We start from the raw sequence: 18481 nt of genomic DNA on the forward strand, positions 1-18481 counted from the left end.
GACGTCGTGCACCTGCTCATGGCGGGGGTCTCCGCCCCCAGTCACATCTACCCGGGTCTTGCCCTGATCGCCGAGCTGGTCCGCCGGGGCCACCGGGTCACGTACGTCGTCGGCGAGCGGCACGCGGACCTGGTGGCGCCCACCGGCGCCGAGCTGCTGACCCACCCCACGATCATGCCGGGCCCCGACGAGCCGTGGCCCGAGGACACCGGCGAGGCCATGCGGGTGTTCCTCGACGAGGCGATCGCGGTGGCCCCGGTGCTGGACCGTGCGGACCGCCCGGACGCGGTGCTCTACGACATCGGCGGGTTCGCCGGGCGGCTCAAGGCCGCGGTGTGGGGCGTCCCCGCCGTCCAGCTCTCCCCCACCTGGGTGGCGTGGGAGGGGATGGACGAGGAGACGGCCGAGCAGACGGCCGCCCTCAAGGCCTCGCCGAGCGGAGCCCACTACTTCGCCGCGCTCCGGGCGTGGCTCGACGTGCACGGCGTGACGGCGGACGCCGAGGAGTTCATCGGGCGCCCGGACCGGTGCGTGGTGCTCATCCCCCGGGTGCTCCAGCCGAACGCGGACCGGGTGGCCGGGCGGTACGTCTTCGCGGGCCCCTGCATCGATCCCGCCCGGCTCCAGGGGTGGAGGCCCGCGCCCGGCGACGACCGGCCGCTCGTCTACGTGTCCCTCGGCACCTCGTACACCGACCGGGAGGACATCTACCGGCTGTGCATCGAGCACCTCTCCGACGACCACCGCCTGGTGATCGCCACCGGCAAGGTGGACCCCGCGCGGCTGGAGCCGCTCCCGCCCGGGACCGAGGCCCGGCGGACCCAGCCCCAGCTGGACGTGCTCCAGCACGCGGACGTCTTCGTCACCCACGCCGGCATGGGCGGCGCCTCGGAGTCGCTGTGGTACGGGGTGCCCACCGTGGCCCTGCCCCAGGCCGTGGACCAGTTCGTGAACGCCGGGATGCTCGAGCAGATCGGCGCGGGCGTGCGGCTGGCCGAGGACGAGCTCACCGGCGCCCGGCTGCACGAGGCCGTGCGCGAGGCGCTCTCCCGCACGGCCCGGGCCATGGAGCTCCAGGAGGAGGTGCGCGCCCTGGGCGGTCCGGAGAACGCCGCCGACGCGGTGGAGCGCCTCGTCCGGTGACGCCCGGACGGTGACGCCCGGACGGTGACGCCCGGACGGTCCGGGACCTCGCGGAGGAGCGCCACCCGGCAGGGCCGGATGGCGCTCCTCGACGGCTCCGGTGCGCCGGCCGCACCGAGGGCCGCTGCTACATGCCGTCGTCGGTGCCGTCGTCAGCTCCGTTGTCGGTCCCGTCGTCAGCACCGTTGTCGGTGCCGTCATCCGTGCTGAGCTGGATGATCCGCAGCGGCATGGCGGTGCCGCTGCCGCAGAACTCGGCCTGGCACTCCTGCAGGTAGCCGGAGACGACGGCATCCCCGTCCTCGAAGGCCATGGTGTACGCGACGACGTCGTAGGCGAGCTCCACCGTGCCCTCGGCACAGGTCCACTGCTCGAAGTCGCTGCCCTGGGCGATCCGGCCGTCGGAGACCCGCTGGGTCACGGTGAGCGAGACGAAGACGGTGTTCCCCGTCGTACAGGTCGCGGTGAACGTTCCCTGCACGGCCGCTCCGTCGGCGATCCTCGTGCCGTCGCTGACCTCCGTCACCTCGACGGCCTGCGCCGGCGCGGCGGCGACGAGGCCGAGGCCCGCGGCGAAGACGGCCGCGACGGCGGACTTGGTTGCTGTTCTCATGGTGCTGTCCAATCCGATGTTCGAAGCGGGATCCGCTTCGGTGCTGGTGCGGTCCATCGGGCGCGCGGGAGGTCCTTCCCCACTGCCACGACCTGCCCGGCGTTCCGGAGGGCCGACTGCGGAACCGATGCGCCGCCGGGTTCCGGGAGGCTGGGCCCCGGGGGGACGGCGATCAGGATGCGGGGCGCGCGGAGCTGTCCCCCAGCTTCCCGTGCGACCCCGCGCTTGGTGGGACGTCACCAACGTAATCCCAGGTCAGATCGGCGCGTCGAACATGGTCGAAGATGACGGACACGATTGCGACACGATCCCCGGGACGGACCGCCGGCGGCCGCTCACTCCTGCCCACCCGGGGAGGCCGAGGGGGCCGTAGGGGCCGCAGCGGCCTCCTGCAGGAAGTCGCGCATGATCGGGCCGCCGGTGATCGACCCGAGGTCCCCGTCCTCCACGAAGACCGCGACGGCGAGGTCCTCGTGCTCGGCGATCACCCAGGAGTGCGTGCGGGGCGGGTCCTCGGCGCCGAACTCCGCCGTGCCGGTCTTGCCGATGGCCGTGTCCGGCTGGAGCTCCTGGAGGATCCCCAGGTGCCCGGACGCGACGACCGCCCGCATCATGGTGCGCAGCTGCTCCGCCTCCTGCGCGGTCAGGGGGTTCTCCGCGGCCGGCCGCGCCGTGGCCCCGTCGTCGAGCAGGCCCTCGGTGGCGACCAGCCGCGGGGTGACGAGCTCCCCGGCGGCGACGGACGCGGTGAGGTTCGCCATGGTCAGCGGGGACACGAGCGTCCTCCCCTGCCCGAACATGGCGGCCGCGTGCTGGACCGGCTCCTCCTCCTCCGGGAGGGACCCCGTGAAGACCGGCACGCCGAGGTCCAGCTCCGTCCCGACGCCGAGGGCGGCGGCCGCGCCCACCAGCTCGGGCTGGCTGATGCGGTCGTGCTGGCCCAGGAAGCTGGTGTTGCAGGAGTGGGCGAGCGCGTCGGTGAGCGTGATCGACCCGACGAACTCCGCCGGATAGGACTCGACGTTGTTGAACTGCACGCCCTCGACCGTGATGGACGGCGGGCACTGGACGACCGTCCCGGGGGTGTCCCCCTTGCGGAGCATGCCGAGGGCGGTGACCACCTTGAAGGTCGAGCCGGGGGCGTACTGGCCCAGCAGCGCGGTGGAGTAGCCCTCCGAGCCGGGGCCGTTGGCGGCGGTGACGAGCTCCCCGGTCGACGGGCGGACCGCCACGATCGCGGACGGGGACTCGATGTCCGCCAGCAGCTCCTGGGCGGCGGACTGCAGCTCGCGGTCCAGGGTCACCTCGACCGGCTCGCCGTCCTGCGGCTCGACCTCCTGCAGGGGCGTGGCCGAGGAGGGCCTGACGCTCCCGTCCTCCTGCAGACCCACCTTCTGGACGACGACGCCGGGCTCGCCGCGCAGCCGGTCGTCGAACGCCGCCTGCAGCCCGCCACGGCCCACCACGGAGCCGGCCTCGATCTCGCCGCCCGACTTCTCGAGGTCCTCCGCCGTGGCCTCGGAGACGCTGCCCAGGAGGTCGGGGGCGAACCCGCGGGAGGGGGCCAGGGGCAGCTCGTCCTCGACGACCAGCAGCCCGGGGACCGCCTGCACCTGCGCGGCGTCCAGGTCCCGGAAGTCCTCCTCGCGCAGGGGGACGGCCTCCACGAACGCCTCGGGCCCGCCCTGCTCCACGGCCGTGGCGTAGGCGTCGGGGTCGATCTCCAGCACCTCGGCCAGCCGTCGGGCGGCGGCGGCCGGGTCGGCGTCCCCCAGCTCCGCCTTGTCGATGCCCACGCGGCGGATCGGCCGCTCCGTCACGAGGACCTCCCCGCCGGCGCCCAGGATGTCGCCCCGGTCCGCGGCCACGGGGAGGACGCGCAGGCCCTCCCCCTCCTCGAGCGACGGCTCGACCACGCCCGGGGCCCACTCGGGTGCCCACTCGCCGTCCTCGCCGCGCACCAGGGGCAGGGTGGAGCTGTACTCCCAGTCCTGGTCCACCCCGGGGAGGTCCCAGGTCCACGAGAGGGACGCCTCGCGCCGGTCCTCCGCCTCGGTCGCTTCCACGGCGGAGACCTCGACGGCGGGGCTGAGACCGCCGGCGTGCTCGGTCACCCGGTCGAGCTCCTCCTGGGCGGCCGTGCTGGTCACGTTGCTGAACCGCACCTCCTCGACCTGTCCCGCGGCGAGCCCTGCGGCGACGGCCTCGGCCGTCTCGCGACCGTCGTCCATGCCGAGGGCCGCGCATCCCGTGGCCACCAAGAGCACGGAGAGCCCCGTGGACAGGGGCACCAGGGTCCTGCGCGAGGACCGGAGGGGCGCGGAACGTGAGCTGCGGAGCATGGGGGCCTTCCTCTGGGGCGGCGGAGGGCCGCCGCTGTGCACGGTGCCGAGGTCTTCACACCAGCAGACGCGGGGGCGTGCTGTCCAGGGTCACGGCCGTCGGGCGGGGTCGGACGGCGTGGTGCGGGCCGCCGTCCGGTCAGGACGAGGCCGGGACGCGGCTCCGGCGGAGGCAGCAGAGGCGGCGGCCCCAACGGCGGGCGCCCCGGGGGCGTAGGCTCCGGGGCGCCCGGCTCCGGCGCGGCCGGGACGTCCGGCGCGGCGGGGCCGCTGCCGGCCCTCGACTACCTGTGCTCGCCCTCGTGGGCCAGCACGTAGTCGTAGACGACCTCCTCGCCCTCCCCGCCGTCGGTGCGCGGCTTGGGGTCCAGCATCAGCTCGGGCTTGACCGCCGAGGCGATGTCGTCCTCGTTGTGCGGGTCCCCCGGGAAGTACAGCTGCTGGGTGACCAGCTGGTAGCCCGGGGCCGAGACCTTGATGTGGATGTGCGCCGGGCGCCACGCGTGCCACCCGGCCGCGCTGATCAGCTGCCCGCAGGCCCCGTCGGTGGGGATCTGGTAGGGGGCCGGGCGCTTGGTGTTGATCTCGAAGTAGCCGTTCCCGTCGGCCTTCACGGTGCCGCGGAACAGCCACTCCGGCAGCTCCGGGGCGTACTGGGAGTAGAACCCGTTGGCGTCGGCGTGCCAGATCTCCACCTGCGCGCCCTGGATCGGGTTGCCGTGCGTGTCGGTGAAGTGGCCCTTGAACAGCAGCGGGGTGCCCGGCTCCCCCTCGCGCATCTCCAAGGTCGCGGGGGTCTCCAGGACCGGGGCGCCCGGGACGTAGTAGGGGCCCTCGATGGTGCCGACCGTGCCCGGCCGGTCCTTCGAGTTGACGTCCTCGATGGTGTGCTCCAGCCACACGTCCAGGAACAAAGGCCACTCCCCGTCGGTGCCGACCTTGATCAGCCACGCCTTCAGCGCGTTGTACTCCTCGTAGGTGACCTGGTGCTTGACCGCGATGTCGTTGATCGCCTTGATCGCCTCACCGGCCAGCAGCGACACGCGCTCCTGGGGCACCTGAAGCTTGGCCAGCTTTCCCGAGGCCGTGAAGCGCTCGGTCGCCTTGGTGCCGGCCTCGACAGCCGTGCCCTCGTTCTCCCTGCGGGTTTCCGACATGGTGACCTCCGTGTGCACTCGAACGGTGGACGGAGACCGCCTTCACCGCCGGTCTCCCGTGCCCCTCGATCATATTCCACCCGTGTGGCCCAGGACACAGAAGACGGCCCTCGACGCCGAGAGCCAGTAACGGCGGCCGCGGTCCGGAACACGCATCCGCGCGCGGAACCGCTTGCCCCTGCGCCCACGGGTTCGGACCATGGGGAGGCGGAGCCCCGCGGGTGAGGCACCGGTTCCGGGCACGAGCACTTCACGGGCACGAGCAGTTCAGGGGAGGGAGCCGATGGACGACGACGTCATCGGGAGCGTCCAGGCGCACCTGCTGCACCGGGCCGTCCACCGGGCCGGGCTGGAGCTCGGCCGCTGGTGGTGGGAGTACTTCTGTCTCGGCGGTGAGGCGGGGAAGGTCGAGGCGGACGCCTATCTGCACGGCTGCCTGCGCCTGCCGCCCCGCGAGCGCGACCTGCTGGCGCACGCCGTCAACGGGCTCCTCCACCATGCGTCCGTGCCGCCGGCGCCCTACTCCTCGGACCTGCACGGACCGCAGGACGACGTCGTGGCCCGGGGCCGCCGCAGCGGCCCCGGGCGCGGGACCCGCGCCTGACGTTCCCGGGCGTCCCTGTCCGGCGCCGCCCCCGGGACTTCCTGCGCAATGTCCGGCGTTCGCCCGGCGCCCGGGGCTCCTCCGGAGGCGGCGTCGTGCATCATGGTGGTGCGGCGCACCCCCGCCGCGAGGTCCGGACCAGGCACGACTCCGTGCTGGAGGGAGACGACCATGGCTGCCGAGCAGTCACCGCAGGAGCTGGCCCGGGATCTGGCCCGCATCGAGGGCATGCTGCCGGACTCGAAGCTCGCCACGGACGCGGTGCGCCGGCTGGCGGAGGTCGCCCGGGACCTCGTCCCCTCCGCGACCGGGGCCGGCGTCTCCCTGATCGACGAGCACGGGCGCTGCTCCACCGCCGCCGCGACCGACGAGGTGGTCGAGTCCCTCGACGCGCTGCAGTACGAGCTCGGCGAGGGCCCGTGCCTGAAGGCCTGGGACACCGCCACCCTCCAGCGGGTGGACGACACCGCCGTGGACGCCCGGTGGCCGCTGTGGTCCCGGCCCGCGGCCGAGGCCGGGATCCGGTCGGTGCTCGGCGTCCCGCTGGTCTTCCGGGGCCAGGACCTCGGGGCCATGAAGGTCTACGCGGCCGCCCCGCACGCCTTCACCGAGCACGAGGAACGGCTGCTGGAGCTGCTCGCCGGAGCGGCGGCCACCCTGCTGGGCGCGGCGCGCGCCCCCGAGGACCTGCACCAGCTGGGCTCCTCGCTCAAGGCCACGCTGGAGAGCCGGCAGAACGTCCAGCTGGCCACCGGCATGCTCATGGAACGGCACGGCATCGACCACCGGAGCGCCCACGCCCGGCTGGTGGCGGCGTCCCGCGAGCAGGGACGGTCCCCGCTCGCGGTGGCGGACCGGGTCCTGCGCGGGGAGGAGCCCTCGCTGTAGACCCGGCCCGGCCAGCCGGCGGGGGTCAGGCGACCAGCGCCCCGTCCGCGACGGTGAACGACGTGGTGCCCGTGTTGACGAGGCCGGTGGCGTCGCGGGCGGTGACCACCACGGTGTAGCGGCCGTCGGGCAGCGACGGGACCGTGGCCCCGGCTCCCTCCAGCGAGCCCTCCAGCGGTGCGGCGAGAGCGCCGCCGACCAGCACCCAGTCGTGCTCCAGCCCGGGGGCCGGCCCGCCGGGGGTGGTCAGCGCGACCTGCCCGCCGGCGGCCTGGGCGACCTCCACGGACAACCGGTCCGCGGTGCCCGACCCGGCCGGTCCGGCGGCCGGGGACGCCAGCGGGGGAACCTCCGGGGCGGCCTCCGGGGGGACGCATCCGAGGGAAAAGAGCCCTGCCGCGACAGCACCCGTGGCGATGATTGCTCGTCCTCTTCTCGTATCCATGGGGCGACGATAGACAGAGCGAAAGGCCTGATCAAACCCGACATTTGTCCAGTCCTGCGTCCCGGTCGCGCCCGGGCGGGGCGAGCGCGGCCCAGCCGCCCGCAGTGACACCCTGTCGTCGCCGGGGCTCCCGGCCCTTCCCTAGACTGGTCGTGTGCAGGCATGGCTGGAGTCCCTCTCGCTCGGTGCGGGGATCGCCTTCTTCTGGATGGTGGCCATCATCCGGACGACGGCCGTCTTCATCCTGGGCCGGGCCGCGGCCACGGGCGGGCGGCGCATCGACCGGATCCGCCGGCTCATGGACACCGCCGTCTACCGGCGCGCCGAACGGGTCGTGCACCGGTGGGGCGTCCTGGCCGTCCCCGCCTGCTTCCTCACCGTGGGCCTGCAGACCGCCGTCATCCTCGCCACCGCCGTCACCCGCATGCCCCTGCACCGCTGGATCCCCGCGATGCTCGTCGGCACCCTCATCTGGGGCGTCGTCTACGGCACCGTGGGCATGGCCGTGGTCTGGGCCTGGCTCGAGCAGCCGTGGGTGATCGCGCCGGTCGTCGTCGCCCTGGTCCTCCTGGCCGCCGGGCACACGGCGCGCACGCGCTGCCGTGCCCGGCGGGACGCCCGGTCCTCGTCGAGCCCGGTCCGCACGCCCACGCGGTGATCGGCGATCTCCGGAGAGGATGACCGGTGCGCGGTTTCGGGGTCGAGGAGGAGCTGCTGCTGGTCGACGGGCTGAGCCTGGAGCCCGCGCCCGCGGCCGAGGAGATCCTGCGCCGCCACGAGGAGCGCGGCCGCCCGGCGGCCGGCACCGCCGCGCGGCTCGACGGGACCGCACGGCCCCGGGCGGGCTCGGGCCACGCGCTCGCCCTGGAGCTGCAGCGCGAACAGCTCGAGGTCGTCGGCCCTCCGCGGCACACCCTCGCCGGGCAGGTCGCCGCGATCCGGGCCGGCCGTGCCCTGGCCGACGCCGCGGCCCGCGAGGTCGGGACCCGGGTCGTCGCCCTGGCCACCCCCGTGTCGCCGGCGCCGGCCCACCTGGTGGACATCCCCCGCTTCCAGCTGATCCAGCAGCGGTTCGGCATCCTCACCCCGCGACAGCTCACCTGCGGCTTCCACGTCCACGTGGCGGTGGAGAGCCGGGAGGAGGGCGTCGCGGTGCTGGACCGGATCCGCGTCTGGCTGCCGGTGCTCGTGGCCCTGGGCGCCAACTCCCCCTTCTGGTACGGGACCGACACCGGTTTCGCCAGCTTCCGCTACCAGGCGTGGAGCCGGTGGCCCACCGCCGGGCCCAGCGAGGTCTTCGGGTCCGTGGAGGCCTACGACCGGCTGCTGCGGGCGCTGCTGGCCTCGGGAGTGCCGCTCGACGACGGGATGATCTACTTCGACGCCCGGCTCTCCAGCCGCTTCCCCACCGTGGAGGTGCGGGTCACGGACGTGTGCCTGGAGGCCGAGCACGCCGGCGTGCTCGCCGCCCTCGTCCGGGCCCTGGTGGAGACGGCGTCCCGGCAGTGGCGGGCGGGCGCGCCGGCCCCGCCGGTGGGCGTCACCGAGCTGCGCACCTGGTCGTGGCGGGCGAGCAAGTCCGGGACCGAGGACGAGCTGGTCGATCCGGGCACGGGCACCCCGGCCCCGGCGGAGCAGGTGGTGGCCGGGCTGCTCCGGCTGCTGCGCCCGGTGCTGGCCGACCTCGGGGAGGAGGAGCCGGTGGCTGCCGTGGTCGCCGGGATCCTGCGGCACGGCTCCGGAGCGCGACGGCAGCGCACGGCCTACGCCGCCCACGGCGACGTGCGCGAGGTGGTGCGCGCGGCCCTCGACCTGACCCACCGCCCCGCGGCGGGGTCACCCGCGGCCGGGGCCGCCTGAGGCCCGCCGGGCCCCGGCGACGATGGCGTCCAGGCGCCGGGCGTGGGCCCCGCGCCAGTACACCTGCCCGCAGCCGGTGCAGCGGGAGAACTCCCGGTACGCACCCAGGGTGCCGGGGCGCAGCCGGTCGGCCACCTCCTCCAGCCGGGCCCCCACGAGGCCCGCGTTGCAGCGCGGGCACCGGGTCCAGGGGGCCAGCGGCGGGGCGAAGCGGTCGAGGACGTCGGCCAACTGCTCGTCGGCGCGGTTCCCCCGCACGAGGGCGCCCTCGGGCAGGGCGCCGCGGTGGAGCAGGCCGCGGTCCTGGGTGAGCAGCACCCGCTCCTCCGCGGCGGCCCGCTCCACGAGGTGGGCGTCGCCGGCGTCGGGCTCCCAGGCGGCGTCGATCCCGAGCAGCCGCAACCGGCGGGCGAGGGGTCGCAGATGGACGTCCAGCAGGAACCGGGGCGGGGAACGACGCGTGGGCTGGGGGCGGGCCCGCGGGCCGACGGCCAGCACGGGGACGTGCCCCGGAACGCCCGCTCCGGCGTCCGTGCCCCCGGCCGCCGTGGGCCGGGCGGACAGTCCGACGGGGCGGCCGTCCAGGCTCAGCGGCCCGACCTCGGTCGGCGGGATGCCGACCATCCGGACGACGTGGCCGACCGTGTCCGTGGCGGGGACCGCCACCTCGAAGCGGGGGCCCCGGCGCCGCGGCGCCAGCAGGAACCACAGCGCGGGGTCGACCTCCATCACGACGTGCGACACGCACCCAGGATGCCGCACATCCCGGCCCGCCGTCTCATGGAGTTCTCATCGGGATCGATCGTCTTAGTTGATATATCAATCATATGGGGAGTAATGTTGTCGATCGCACCCCGGCCCGAGCTCCCGCTGCCGAGTCTGTCAGACTCCGCAGCTGCCCGCTCGTGTCCACGCCGGGGACGCACGCCTGGGGGACGTCGACGGGTCGGGGTCCGGCGCCCCGAGGGATCATCCAGCCACGGCAAGGGAGAAGCATGAACACCGCACTGTCCGGGATCCTCGCGATCGAGCTGCGCCCCCACTCCCCTGCCGGCTGGATCGCGACCTACTACCCCGTGGTGGACACCGCCGCCGGCCGGATGGTGGACATCAACCTGGTGCTGCACGAGCAGCTCCTGCCCACCGAGCACGAGCTCGCGGGCCCCGCGGCGTGGCTCGAGGCCGACAGCCCCCACGCCTCCGCCCGCTGCTACGCGGACCACCGGGCCTGGGCCGCGCGGCTGGCCGCGGGATACGACCACGCCCTGGACGTCTACGACAACGAGACGGTCGACGCGCAGTCCTCGATCGAGGACCCCGAGGCGGTGCGCGCGGCCACCGTGCTGGTCGATTCCGCGCGGCACGCGCAGGCGGTGACCGCCGAGAGCTTCGACGTTCCCGAGAAGCACCTGCTGGGGCGCTTCGCGCTCCCGACGGGGACCGGCTTCACCCGGGACCTGGCGCACACGGCGCCCTTCTGCCGCAGCTGACGGACGGCCCGGCGCCGCGGGCCACCACGGTCCGGCCCGCGGCGGCCGCCGGATCCTCACGGCCCGGCCGCGCCCCGGTGAGGCCGGTTTGACGGGGTGGTGCGGCCGGTGACACAGCGGGGAAACATCGACCGGCCAGGCTCGAGGACGCCGGGTGCCGGACGCCTGGGGTCCCAGCCGCCGGCGCCCTCCGTCACCAGCCCTCCCCTCATCGGAGCCATGCCATGTCCTATGTGTTGCCCTCGGACTTCGTCACGAAGATGATCGACGCCGGGGAAGCGAAAGTGTTCATGTCCACCCGCGACACCCTGATCCGCTCGTTCATGGCCGGCGCCATCCTCGCGCTCTCGGCGGCGTTCGCGGTCACGGTCACCGTGCAGACGGGCCAGCCACTGGTCGGGGCGCTCCTCTTCCCGGTCGGGTTCTGCCTGCTGTACCTGCTCGGGTTCGACCTGCTGACCGGCGTGTTCACCCTGGTGCCCCTGGCCCTGATCGACAAGCGGCCGGGCGTCACGGTGCGCTCGATGCTCCGCAACTGGGGCCTGATCTTCGCCGGGAACTTCGCCGGCGCGTTCACCGTGGCCGTGATGATGGCGGTGATCTTCACCTACGGCTTCTCCGTGCCCCCGAACGAGGTCGGCCAGCAGATCGGCGTGATCGGCGAGGGACGGACGCTCGGCTACTCCGAGTTCGGCGCCGCCGGGATGCTGACCCTGTTCCTCCGCGCCGTGCTGTGCAACTGGATGGTCTCCACCGGCGTGGTCGCCGCGATGATGTCCACGAGCGTCTCGGGCAAGGTGATCGCGATGTGGATGCCCATCCTGCTCTTCTTCTACATGGGCTTCGAGCACTCGGTGGTCAACATGTACCTGTTCCCCTCCGGGCTGCTGCTCGGCGCGGACTTCTCCGTCATGGACTACCTGGTGTGGAACGAGATCCCCACCGTGCTCGGCAACATCGTCGGCGGCGTGACGTTCGTCGGGCTCACACTGTACGCCACCCACGCCCGGACCGGTGCGGCGCGCAATCGCCCGGTCCCCCGGGCCGTCGCCCGGGAGGCCGGCGTCCCGGCCGAGTGAGCGCTCCTCCCCGGCGCCGCGCCGATCACAGGAGCGGCCAGGGGACCCGGCGGCCGGTGCGGTCGACCGGGAGGACCGCCTCGTCCAGCAGCCGGCGCACCCGGTCCTGGAGCGCGGCGGCCTCCCGGACGTGGAGGAGGGCGGCCAGCTCGCCGGGGACCGCGTCGGCCAGCGGCGCGATGTCGTGCAGCAGCTCCTCGGGGACCGCCTCCCCGGCGAAGTCCCACACGACGGTCCGAAGCTTGAACGCCGCCGCGAAGCACAGCCCGTGGTCGATCCCCCACACCCGGCCGTCGACACCGCGGAGCACGTGGCCGCCCTTGCGGTCGGCGTTGTTGGCGACGCAGTCGAACACCGCGATCCGGCGCAGGAGGGCGTGGGTCTCGGGGGCGTCGTCGTACAGCGCGAAGTAGTGCCCGTGGGGGTCGTGCTCGACGAACAGCTGCAGGGACCCGACACCGAACGGACCGTCCTCCCGCACGACGGTCGGCGGGACGATCCCCCAGCCCAGGGACTCGCTGAGCAGGTACGCGGCGCGCTCGCGCCGGTGCAGGCCGGGATTGAAGTCGGACAGCGGCCGCTCGCCCTCCTGGGGCTTGTAGACCGCCCAGGCCGAGCGGCCCTCGAGCGTGACCTCGGCGAGCAGGGCCGAGTTGCTGCTCCCCCTGATCATCCCGAGGAGCTCCATCCGGCCCTCCGCGAGGAGCACGAGGTCGTTCACCGGGACCCGCTCACGAGACCCTCAGGCCGGTCAGCGGCTCGTCGGTGGAGTTGACCGTGAGCACGACCGGCGCCTGTCCGGGGGCGTAGGAGATCGCCGAGACCGAGCACGGGCTGACGACGATCCGCTGGAAGAGGTCCAGGTGCGTCCCCAGGGCGTGCGCGAGGACCGCCTTGATCGGGTCGGCGTGCGAGAAGCAGACCACCACCCCGCCCTCGTGGGCCGTGCGCGCCCGGTCGACGGCGCCGACCACCCGGGCCTGCATCTCGGTGAAGCTCTCGCCGCCGGGGAACCGGAAGGTGGACGGCGCCCGCTGGACGGTCGACCACGCCTTGAGCCGGCTGAGCCGGGAGATCTCCTCGCCCGTCCACTCCCCGAAGTCGCACTCGAGCAGGCCGGGGTCCACGACGGCCTCCCGGCCGGTCCGGGCCTCGGTCGGCTCGGCGGTCTCGCGCGTGCGCTCGAGGGGGGAGGTATGGATCGCGTCGACGGCGACCCCCGCGAGCCGCTCCGCGACCCGCTCCGCCTGTCCGCGGCCGTGCTCGGACAGGTGCAGGCCCGGCGCTCGCCCCGGCAGGACCTTGCCGGTCGTGGGTGTCTCACCGTGGCGCACCAGCAGGACGAGCGTGCTCCGTGGTGCCTTCCGGTTCCGGGTAGCCATGATGTACCAGCGTACTGTCGGGGTCCCCGCCCTCACAGGGTCCTTCGTCGGCAACTCCCAGCCGCGGGACCCTGTCACCCCGTGGAGGACCGGGGTACCGTGGCGCTGTGACCGATCGGACTGATCACCCCGACATCCGCACCCTGGGCGAGCTCCGCGCCGCCGGCGTCCCCCACAGGACGCTGCGCCAGGAGATCCGCGACAACCTCCTGCGGACGCTGGCCGAGGGCGGCGACCCCTGGCCGGGTCTGCACGGACTCGGCCGCACGGTCCTGCCGCAGCTGGAGCGGGCCCTGCTCGCCGGCCACGACGTCGTCCTGCTGGGTGAGCGCGGCCAGGGCAAGACCCGCCTGCTGCGCACCCTCTCCGGCCTGCTCGACGAGTGGTCCCCCGCCATCGAGGGGTCCGAGCTCAACGAGCACCCCGAGGAGCCCCTGACCGAGGAGTCCAGGCGCCGCATCCTGCTCGAGGGCGACGAGCTGCCCGTCGTGTGGCGGCACCGGTCGGAGCGCTACGTCGAGAAGCTCGCCACCCCGGACACGTCCGTGGCGGACCTCATCGGGGACGTGGACCCGATGCGCGTCGCCGAGGGCCGGCGGCTCGGCGACCCGGAGACCATCCACTACGGGCTCGTGCCGCGCTCCAACCGCGGCATCGTCGCGATCAACGAGCTGCCCGACCTCGCCGAGCGCATCCAGGTGGCCATGCTCAACGTCATGGAGGAGCGCGACATCCAGATCCGCGGGTACGTCCTGCGGCTGCCGCTGGACGTGCTCGTGGTGGCCACGGCCAATCCCGAGGACTACACGAACCGGGGCCGGATCATCACCCCGCTCAAGGACCGGTTCGGTGCGGAGATCCGCACCCACTACCCGCTCGAGCTGGAGGACGAGATCGCCGTGATCCGCCAGGAGGCCGAGCTGGTCGCGGAGGTCCCGGACGCGATCCTCGAGACGCTGGCCCGGTTCACCCGCCTGCTGCGGGACTCCTCCGCGGTCGACCAGCGCTCCGGGGTCTCGGCGCGGTTCGCCATCGCGGGCGCGGAGACGGTCGCGGCGGCGGCCCTCCGGCGCGCCACGATCCTCGGCGAGGCGGAGGCCGTCGCGCGGATGGTCGACATGGAGACGGCGACCGACGTCCTCGCGGGCAAGATCGAGTTCGAGTCGGGGGAGGAGGGCCGCGAGCGCGCGATCCTCGACCACCTGCTCCGTCGGGCGACCGCCGAGACCGTCCGGGGCCGCTTCCGCGGCCTCGACCTCGGACCGGTCGTGGAGGCGTTCGACGGCCGCACGACCGTGTCCACCGGCGACGACGTCTCCGCCCAGGACTTCCTCGCGGGCCTCCCCGAGCTGCCGGACCACGACGACGGGGCCGGCACCGTCTACGACGAGATCGCCGAGCGGCTCGGCTCGACGACGCCGGGGCAGCGCGCCAGCGCGATCGAGCTGGCCCTGGAGGGGCTCTACCTGGCCCAGCGCATCTCCAAGGACTCCGACGAGGGCGGCACGGTCTACGGCTGACCCTCAGCCCGCGGAACCGCACGGCGACGCAACGACACCGAGCCACCACGACGCAGAGCCGCAACGGCACAGGGACGCGACGACACAGAGGGGGCGTCATGCCTGCACACCACCGGTCCTCGAGGTACGGCCGGTACACCGGGGGGCCCGATCCGCTGGCCCCGCCGGTGGACCTGTCCGAGGCGCTCGCGGCCGTCTCCGAGGACGTCATGACCGGGTACTCGCCGGAGCAGGCGCTGCGCGAGTTCCTCCGCCGGGGCGGTCGCGGCCGGGACGGTCTCGACGACCTGTCCCGGCGCGTGCAGCAGCGGCGGCGCGACCTCCTGAAGCGCCACAGCCTGGGCGGGACGCTCGACGAGGCGAAGAAGCTCCTGGACAAGGCGCTGCGCCTGGAGCGCGAGCAGTTCCTGCGCGACGCCCGGATGGACCCGATGGACCGCTCCTTCCGGGAGATGCAGCTCGAGGGCCTGCCGAGCTCCACGGCCGCCGCCGTCAGCGAGCTCGCGTCCTACGACTGGCAGTCCCCGTCCGCGCGGGAGGCGTATGAGCAGATCAAGGACCTCCTCGGCCGCGAGATGCTGGACCAGCGCTTCGCCGGCATGAAGCAGGCCCTCGAGAACGCCACGGACGCCGACCGGGAGGCCGTGGCCGAGATGCTCCGGGATCTCAACGACCTGCTCGCGAAGCACGGGCGGGGCGAGGACACCGACGAGGACTTCCAGGACTTCATGGCGAAGCACGGGGACTTCTTCCCGGAGAACCCGCAGTCGGTCGAGGAGCTGGTCGACGCGATGGCCCAGCGCGCCGCGGCGGCCCAGCGGCTGATGAACTCGATGACGGCCGAGCAGCGCCAGGAGCTGATGCAGCTCTCCGCGCAGGCGTTCGGCTCGCCGGAGCTCATGGCGCAGCTCGGCCAGCTCGACGCGAACCTCCAGGCGCTGCGTCCGGGCGAGGACTGGAGCGGATCGGAGCGCTTCCAGGGCCAGGACGGCCTGGGGCTCGGCGACGGCACGGGCGTGCTCCAGGACATCGCCGAGCTCGACGGGCTCGCCGACCAGCTCTCGCAGCACTACGGCGGCGCCGGCCTGGACGACCTGGACCTCGACGCGCTCGCGCGCCAGCTGGGGGACGACGCGGCCGTCTCCGCGCGCACCCTCGCGGAGCTCGAGCGGGCGATGCAGGACAGCGGCTACCTGCAGCGCGGAACCGACGGCGAGCTCCGGCTCTCGCCCCGGGCGATGCGGCGGCTCGGGAAGTCGCTGCTGCGGGACACCGCCCAGCAGCTGGCCGCGCGGTCCGGCCACCGCGACACCCGCCTGGCGGGCGCGGCCGGTGAGCCGTCCGGGGCCACGCGGGAGTGGCAGTTCGGGGACGTCGAGTCCTGGGACACCACCCGCACCATCACCAACGCGATCCGGCGCACGGCCGCCGAGGGCGGTGACGCCCGCCGGGGGCTGCGCCTCGACGTCCGGGACATCGAGGTGGCCGAGACCGAGGCGCGGACGCAGGCCGCCGTCGCCCTGCTCGTGGACACCTCGTTCTCCATGGCGGCCGAGGGACGCTGGGTGCCGATGAAGCGGACGGCCCTCGCGCTCCACCACCTCGTCTCGACGCGGTTCCGGGGCGACGAGCTCCAGCTCATCGAGTTCGGCCGGTATGCCCGTGCGCTGCCGGTCGACGAGCTCACGGCCCTGCCGCCGGTGCGGGAGCAGGGCACCAACCTGCACCACGCGCTGCTGCTCGCCACGCGGTTCTTCCGCAAGCACCCGTCGATGCAGCCGGTCCTCCTGGTCGTCACCGACGGGGAGCCCACGGCCCACCTGATGCCCGACGGCGAGAGCTGGTTCTCCTGGCCCCCGGAGCCGGAGACCCTGCGCGCCACGGTCGAGGAGCTCGACCGCCTCGGGCGCATGGGCGCCCAGACGACCTTCTTCCGGCTCGGCGACGACCCCGGGCTCGAGCGGTTCCTGCGGCGGATGGCCCAGCGGATCGACGGACGCGTCGTGTCCCCGGACCTCGACGACCTGGGCTCCGCCGTCCTGAACGAGTACCTCAACGCCCGCTCCGGGGACTCCGACGACGAGCCGTGGGCGTAGCCCCCGGGGCCTCCGGGTCCTGACCGCGCACCCCGGGGCATCCAGGCCCTGACCGCACACCCCGGGCCGGGCCGGGAGCCGTGCGCTCACGCAGCGGCCGCTCCGCCGCCGGTGATCAGGTGCTGCCGCAGGAACCGGGCCTGGTCCTCCACCACCTTCTGCTGCCACGGGTCCTCGTAGAGGTCGAAGTGCCCCACGGGGTAGCTCAGCACCTGACCCCGCGGTGCGGCCCGGGCGATGTCGGCGGCGGCCCGGGGGTTCGTCTCGGTGTCGTGCTCGGCCACGCAGACCAGCAGGGGTGCGGTGACCCGCTCCGCGGTGCCCCGGGGGTACCTGGGCGGGTGCAGGAAGAGCCGGGCGGCGAACTCGTTGCGCCACGTCGGCCCGGTCTCCACGGCCCGGGCGAGGAACCGCCGGTGGTCCGGGTCGATCACCGCTCCCACGCCGCCCGGGGGCGCGAAGACCGGCAGGAGGCACGGCGGGCGTCCCCGGCGGGCGCGCAGCTCGTCCCGCACGGCCGCGCCCATCAGGCGCGCGCCCACCCGCAGGATCGTGGTCAGGGGAACGCCCTGGTCCTGCCGCTTGGCGCGGATCTCCTCGAGCACGCTGCTCGAGCCCATGCCGAACTCCGGCGCCTGCACCACCACCGCGCGGATCCGGGGGTCCTCGGCCGCCAGGCGCAGCACGTGCCCGCCGGAGAACGAGGCGCCCCACAGGGCGAGGGCCTGCGGGTCGACCTCCGGGAGGGAGCGGGCCAGGTCCACGGCGGCCCGCCAGTCCGCCAGCTGCTCGTCGACGTCGACGACCTGCCGGGGGTCTCCCCCGCTGGCGCCGAAGTGGCGGTAGTCGAAGGTCAGCACGGCCAGGCCCTGGTCCGCGAAGGCCCGGGCGTGGGCGGTCAACTGGTCCTGGGTGCCCGTGAAGCCGTGGCCCATCACCACGCACGGGCGGGCTCCTCCGCCGGCGGGCCGGTACAGCGTCGCGGCGCACGACGTCCCCCCGGAGTCGAAGGTGAGAGTCCGGACCATGGCACCCTTCCCCTTCCGCCGCGAGCGCGCCCAGCACCATGATGCGCCCCGGGAGGACGTCCTGGGCAGTCCCGGTCACCCGTTCCCGACAGAACCGTTGACGGAAGCACACTGCACAACGGCCGACCAGGCTCCGCGTGGCCGCGGTGACCGCGGCGCCGCATGCTCCGCAACCGGGGACGTGCGGGCCCGGTGGTTCCGCATGCAAGGGACGAGGGGGAGAATGGTGGTGCCGGCAGGCGACAGACCTGCCCGAAGGGCGGGCCGTTCAGCATCCGGAGCGGCCCCGCCGGAGGAGAGCCATGGAACCGGATTCGACGGGGGTCGGGCCGGACGCCACCACAGAGCGCATCCAGGGGTCTCCCCCGCCTCACCACCGAGACTGAAGCAGTGCAGCCACAGCTGGTCGCGGTCGATGTCCGTGCGGTGCATGGCCTGGCGCAGCAGGCGGGCCTGTTCTCTGGCCACGGCGTCATCATCCACCAGCGCTAGAGCTTCGTGCCGTGGGCCCGGGCCAGGACCGCCCGGGCGATCTCGACCAGCAGGCTCAGCCGCCGCTCGTCGAGATCGGGTGCGGACGAGCCGGGTGCGGTGGGATCCGGGTCCATCAGGACTCCCCGTGTCGTTGCTGCGACCGGAGTTCACATCCTGGCCAGGGAGCCCGACCCGCCCCAGCGGGGCCCGTTCCCTGTGCTTGCCCTGGTCCTGACCTTTCAGCCTACGCCGCATCCCGGCGGCACAAGACTCTGGTGACAGCAGCTCAAGAGTCCCCTCCTGTTGTGATGATCGCAACGCTGTTGCCCCGAAATATCAGCCCGATCGCCCTCGATCCAG

General features: G+C 73.9%; 17 protein-coding genes. 9 read left to right on the forward strand and 8 right to left on the reverse strand.

Translation table 11 applies throughout. The features are described from left to right. Nucleotides 1-6: 6 nt before the first annotated feature. Complete coding sequence (locus IEW07_RS02270) at nucleotides 7-1143, forward strand: macrolide family glycosyltransferase (RefSeq protein WP_229741508.1); 1137 nt, start codon at nucleotides 7-9, stop codon at nucleotides 1141-1143. Nucleotides 1144-1270: 127 nt separating this feature from the next. Here IEW07_RS02270 and IEW07_RS02275 read toward each other — a convergent pair whose 3' ends face one another. The 3 genes from IEW07_RS02275 to catA form a co-directional block, all read right to left on the reverse strand. Continuing rightward, nucleotides 1271-1756: a hypothetical protein gene (locus IEW07_RS02275; RefSeq protein WP_188534228.1), complete on the reverse strand. Its 486-nt coding sequence runs from the start codon at nucleotides 1754-1756 to the stop codon at nucleotides 1271-1273. A gap of 335 nt (nucleotides 1757-2091) precedes the next feature. Further along, nucleotides 2092-4098 (reverse strand): penicillin-binding transpeptidase domain-containing protein, encoded by a 2007-nt coding sequence (locus IEW07_RS02280; protein ID WP_188534229.1) that lies wholly within the window; start codon nucleotides 4096-4098, stop codon nucleotides 2092-2094. A 284-nt stretch (nucleotides 4099-4382) separates the two neighbouring features. Then, a complete protein-coding gene (gene catA, locus IEW07_RS02285; RefSeq protein WP_188534230.1) occupies nucleotides 4383-5255 on the reverse strand; it encodes a catechol 1,2-dioxygenase in 873 nt (290 codons plus the stop codon). Nucleotides 5256-5538: 283 nt separating this feature from the next. Between catA and IEW07_RS02290 the strand changes: the two genes are divergently transcribed. Continuing rightward, on the forward strand, nucleotides 5539-5859 hold the full coding sequence (locus tag IEW07_RS02290; protein ID WP_188534231.1) for a hypothetical protein: 321 nt from the start codon (nucleotides 5539-5541) through the stop codon (nucleotides 5857-5859). A 171-nt stretch (nucleotides 5860-6030) separates the two neighbouring features. Then, a complete protein-coding gene (locus IEW07_RS02295; protein WP_188534232.1) occupies nucleotides 6031-6747 on the forward strand; it encodes a GAF and ANTAR domain-containing protein in 717 nt (238 codons plus the stop codon). A gap of 25 nt (nucleotides 6748-6772) precedes the next feature. Here the strand turns inward: IEW07_RS02295 and IEW07_RS02300 are convergent, their stop codons facing one another. Next, the gene (locus tag IEW07_RS02300; protein WP_188534233.1) at nucleotides 6773-7192 is read right to left on the reverse strand and encodes a hypothetical protein; all 420 of its coding nucleotides are present in this window, start codon (nucleotides 7190-7192) and stop codon (nucleotides 6773-6775) included. Nucleotides 7193-7346: 154 nt separating this feature from the next. Here IEW07_RS02300 and IEW07_RS02305 point away from each other — a divergent pair, with 154 nt between their 5' ends. Together IEW07_RS02305 and IEW07_RS02310 are read left to right on the forward strand one after the other, a co-directional pair. Beyond that, nucleotides 7347-7850, forward strand: coding sequence for an SNARE-associated domain-containing protein (locus IEW07_RS02305; RefSeq protein WP_188534234.1), 504 nt, complete (start codon nucleotides 7347-7349; stop codon nucleotides 7848-7850). 26 nt (nucleotides 7851-7876) lie between these two features. Then, nucleotides 7877-9052, forward strand: coding sequence for a glutamate--cysteine ligase (locus tag IEW07_RS02310; protein WP_188534235.1), 1176 nt, complete (start codon nucleotides 7877-7879; stop codon nucleotides 9050-9052). On the opposite strand, the gene IEW07_RS02315 is transcribed toward IEW07_RS02310, so the two are convergent. After that, on the reverse strand, nucleotides 9029-9796 hold the full coding sequence (locus IEW07_RS02315; protein WP_229741509.1) for a Mut7-C RNAse domain-containing protein: 768 nt from the start codon (nucleotides 9794-9796) through the stop codon (nucleotides 9029-9031). The genes IEW07_RS02310 and IEW07_RS02315 overlap by 24 nt on opposite strands. A gap of 251 nt (nucleotides 9797-10047) precedes the next feature. Here IEW07_RS02315 and IEW07_RS02320 point away from each other — a divergent pair, with 251 nt between their 5' ends. Further along, the gene (locus IEW07_RS02320) at nucleotides 10048-10542 is read left to right on the forward strand and encodes a hypothetical protein (RefSeq protein WP_188534236.1); all 495 of its coding nucleotides are present in this window, start codon (nucleotides 10048-10050) and stop codon (nucleotides 10540-10542) included. A 224-nt stretch (nucleotides 10543-10766) separates the two neighbouring features. Continuing rightward, a complete protein-coding gene (locus tag IEW07_RS02325; RefSeq protein WP_188534237.1) occupies nucleotides 10767-11621 on the forward strand; it encodes a formate/nitrite transporter family protein in 855 nt (284 codons plus the stop codon). A 25-nt stretch (nucleotides 11622-11646) separates the two neighbouring features. Here IEW07_RS02325 and IEW07_RS02330 read toward each other — a convergent pair whose 3' ends face one another. Next, complete coding sequence (locus IEW07_RS02330) at nucleotides 11647-12342, reverse strand: SCO1664 family protein (RefSeq protein WP_229741510.1); 696 nt, start codon at nucleotides 12340-12342, stop codon at nucleotides 11647-11649. A gap of 10 nt (nucleotides 12343-12352) precedes the next feature. Beyond that, entirely contained in the window at nucleotides 12353-13003 is a 651-nt protein-coding gene (locus IEW07_RS02335; RefSeq protein ID WP_188534238.1) for an MSMEG_4193 family putative phosphomutase, read from the reverse strand. Nucleotides 13004-13110: 107 nt separating this feature from the next. On the opposite strand from IEW07_RS02335, the gene IEW07_RS02340 reads away from it, so the two are divergent. Both IEW07_RS02340 and IEW07_RS02345 read left to right on the forward strand, forming a co-directional pair. Then, a complete protein-coding gene (locus IEW07_RS02340) occupies nucleotides 13111-14523 on the forward strand; it encodes a sigma 54-interacting transcriptional regulator (protein ID WP_188534239.1) in 1413 nt (470 codons plus the stop codon). Between the two features lie 98 nt (nucleotides 14524-14621). Next, entirely contained in the window at nucleotides 14622-16619 is a 1998-nt protein-coding gene (locus tag IEW07_RS02345) for a vWA domain-containing protein (RefSeq protein WP_188534240.1), read from the forward strand. Between the two features lie 86 nt (nucleotides 16620-16705). On the opposite strand, the gene IEW07_RS02350 is transcribed toward IEW07_RS02345, so the two are convergent. Next, nucleotides 16706-17647, reverse strand: coding sequence for an alpha/beta hydrolase (locus IEW07_RS02350; RefSeq protein ID WP_188534241.1), 942 nt, complete (start codon nucleotides 17645-17647; stop codon nucleotides 16706-16708). Nucleotides 17648-18481 lie beyond the last annotated feature (834 nt).

This window comes from Kocuria dechangensis (assembly GCF_014636775.1).
Classification (GTDB): domain Bacteria; phylum Actinomycetota; class Actinomycetes; order Actinomycetales; family Micrococcaceae; genus Kocuria; species Kocuria dechangensis.

Excerpts from the sequence above, each read along its gene's own strand:
- IEW07_RS02275 (WP_188534228.1), bottom strand. The coding sequence starts at position 1,756 with ATGAGAACAGCAACCAAGTCCGCCGTCGCGGCCGTCTTCGCCGCGGGC.
- IEW07_RS02280 (WP_188534229.1), bottom strand. The coding sequence starts at position 4,098 with ATGCTCCGCAGCTCACGTTCCGCGCCCCTCCGGTCCTCGCGCAGGACC.
- catA (WP_188534230.1), bottom strand. The coding sequence starts at position 5,255 with ATGTCGGAAACCCGCAGGGAGAACGAGGGCACGGCTGTCGAGGCCGGC.
- IEW07_RS02290 (WP_188534231.1), top strand. The coding sequence starts at position 5,539 with ATGGACGACGACGTCATCGGGAGCGTCCAGGCGCACCTGCTGCACCGG.
- IEW07_RS02295 (WP_188534232.1), top strand. The coding sequence starts at position 6,031 with ATGGCTGCCGAGCAGTCACCGCAGGAGCTGGCCCGGGATCTGGCCCGC.
- IEW07_RS02300 (WP_188534233.1), bottom strand. The coding sequence starts at position 7,192 with ATGGATACGAGAAGAGGACGAGCAATCATCGCCACGGGTGCTGTCGCG.
- IEW07_RS02320 (WP_188534236.1), top strand. The coding sequence starts at position 10,048 with ATGAACACCGCACTGTCCGGGATCCTCGCGATCGAGCTGCGCCCCCAC.
- IEW07_RS02325 (WP_188534237.1), top strand. The coding sequence starts at position 10,767 with ATGTCCTATGTGTTGCCCTCGGACTTCGTCACGAAGATGATCGACGCC.
- IEW07_RS02335 (WP_188534238.1), bottom strand. The coding sequence starts at position 13,003 with ATGGCTACCCGGAACCGGAAGGCACCACGGAGCACGCTCGTCCTGCTG.
- IEW07_RS02345 (WP_188534240.1), top strand. The coding sequence starts at position 14,622 with ATGCCTGCACACCACCGGTCCTCGAGGTACGGCCGGTACACCGGGGGG.
- IEW07_RS02350 (WP_188534241.1), bottom strand. The coding sequence starts at position 17,647 with ATGGTCCGGACTCTCACCTTCGACTCCGGGGGGACGTCGTGCGCCGCG.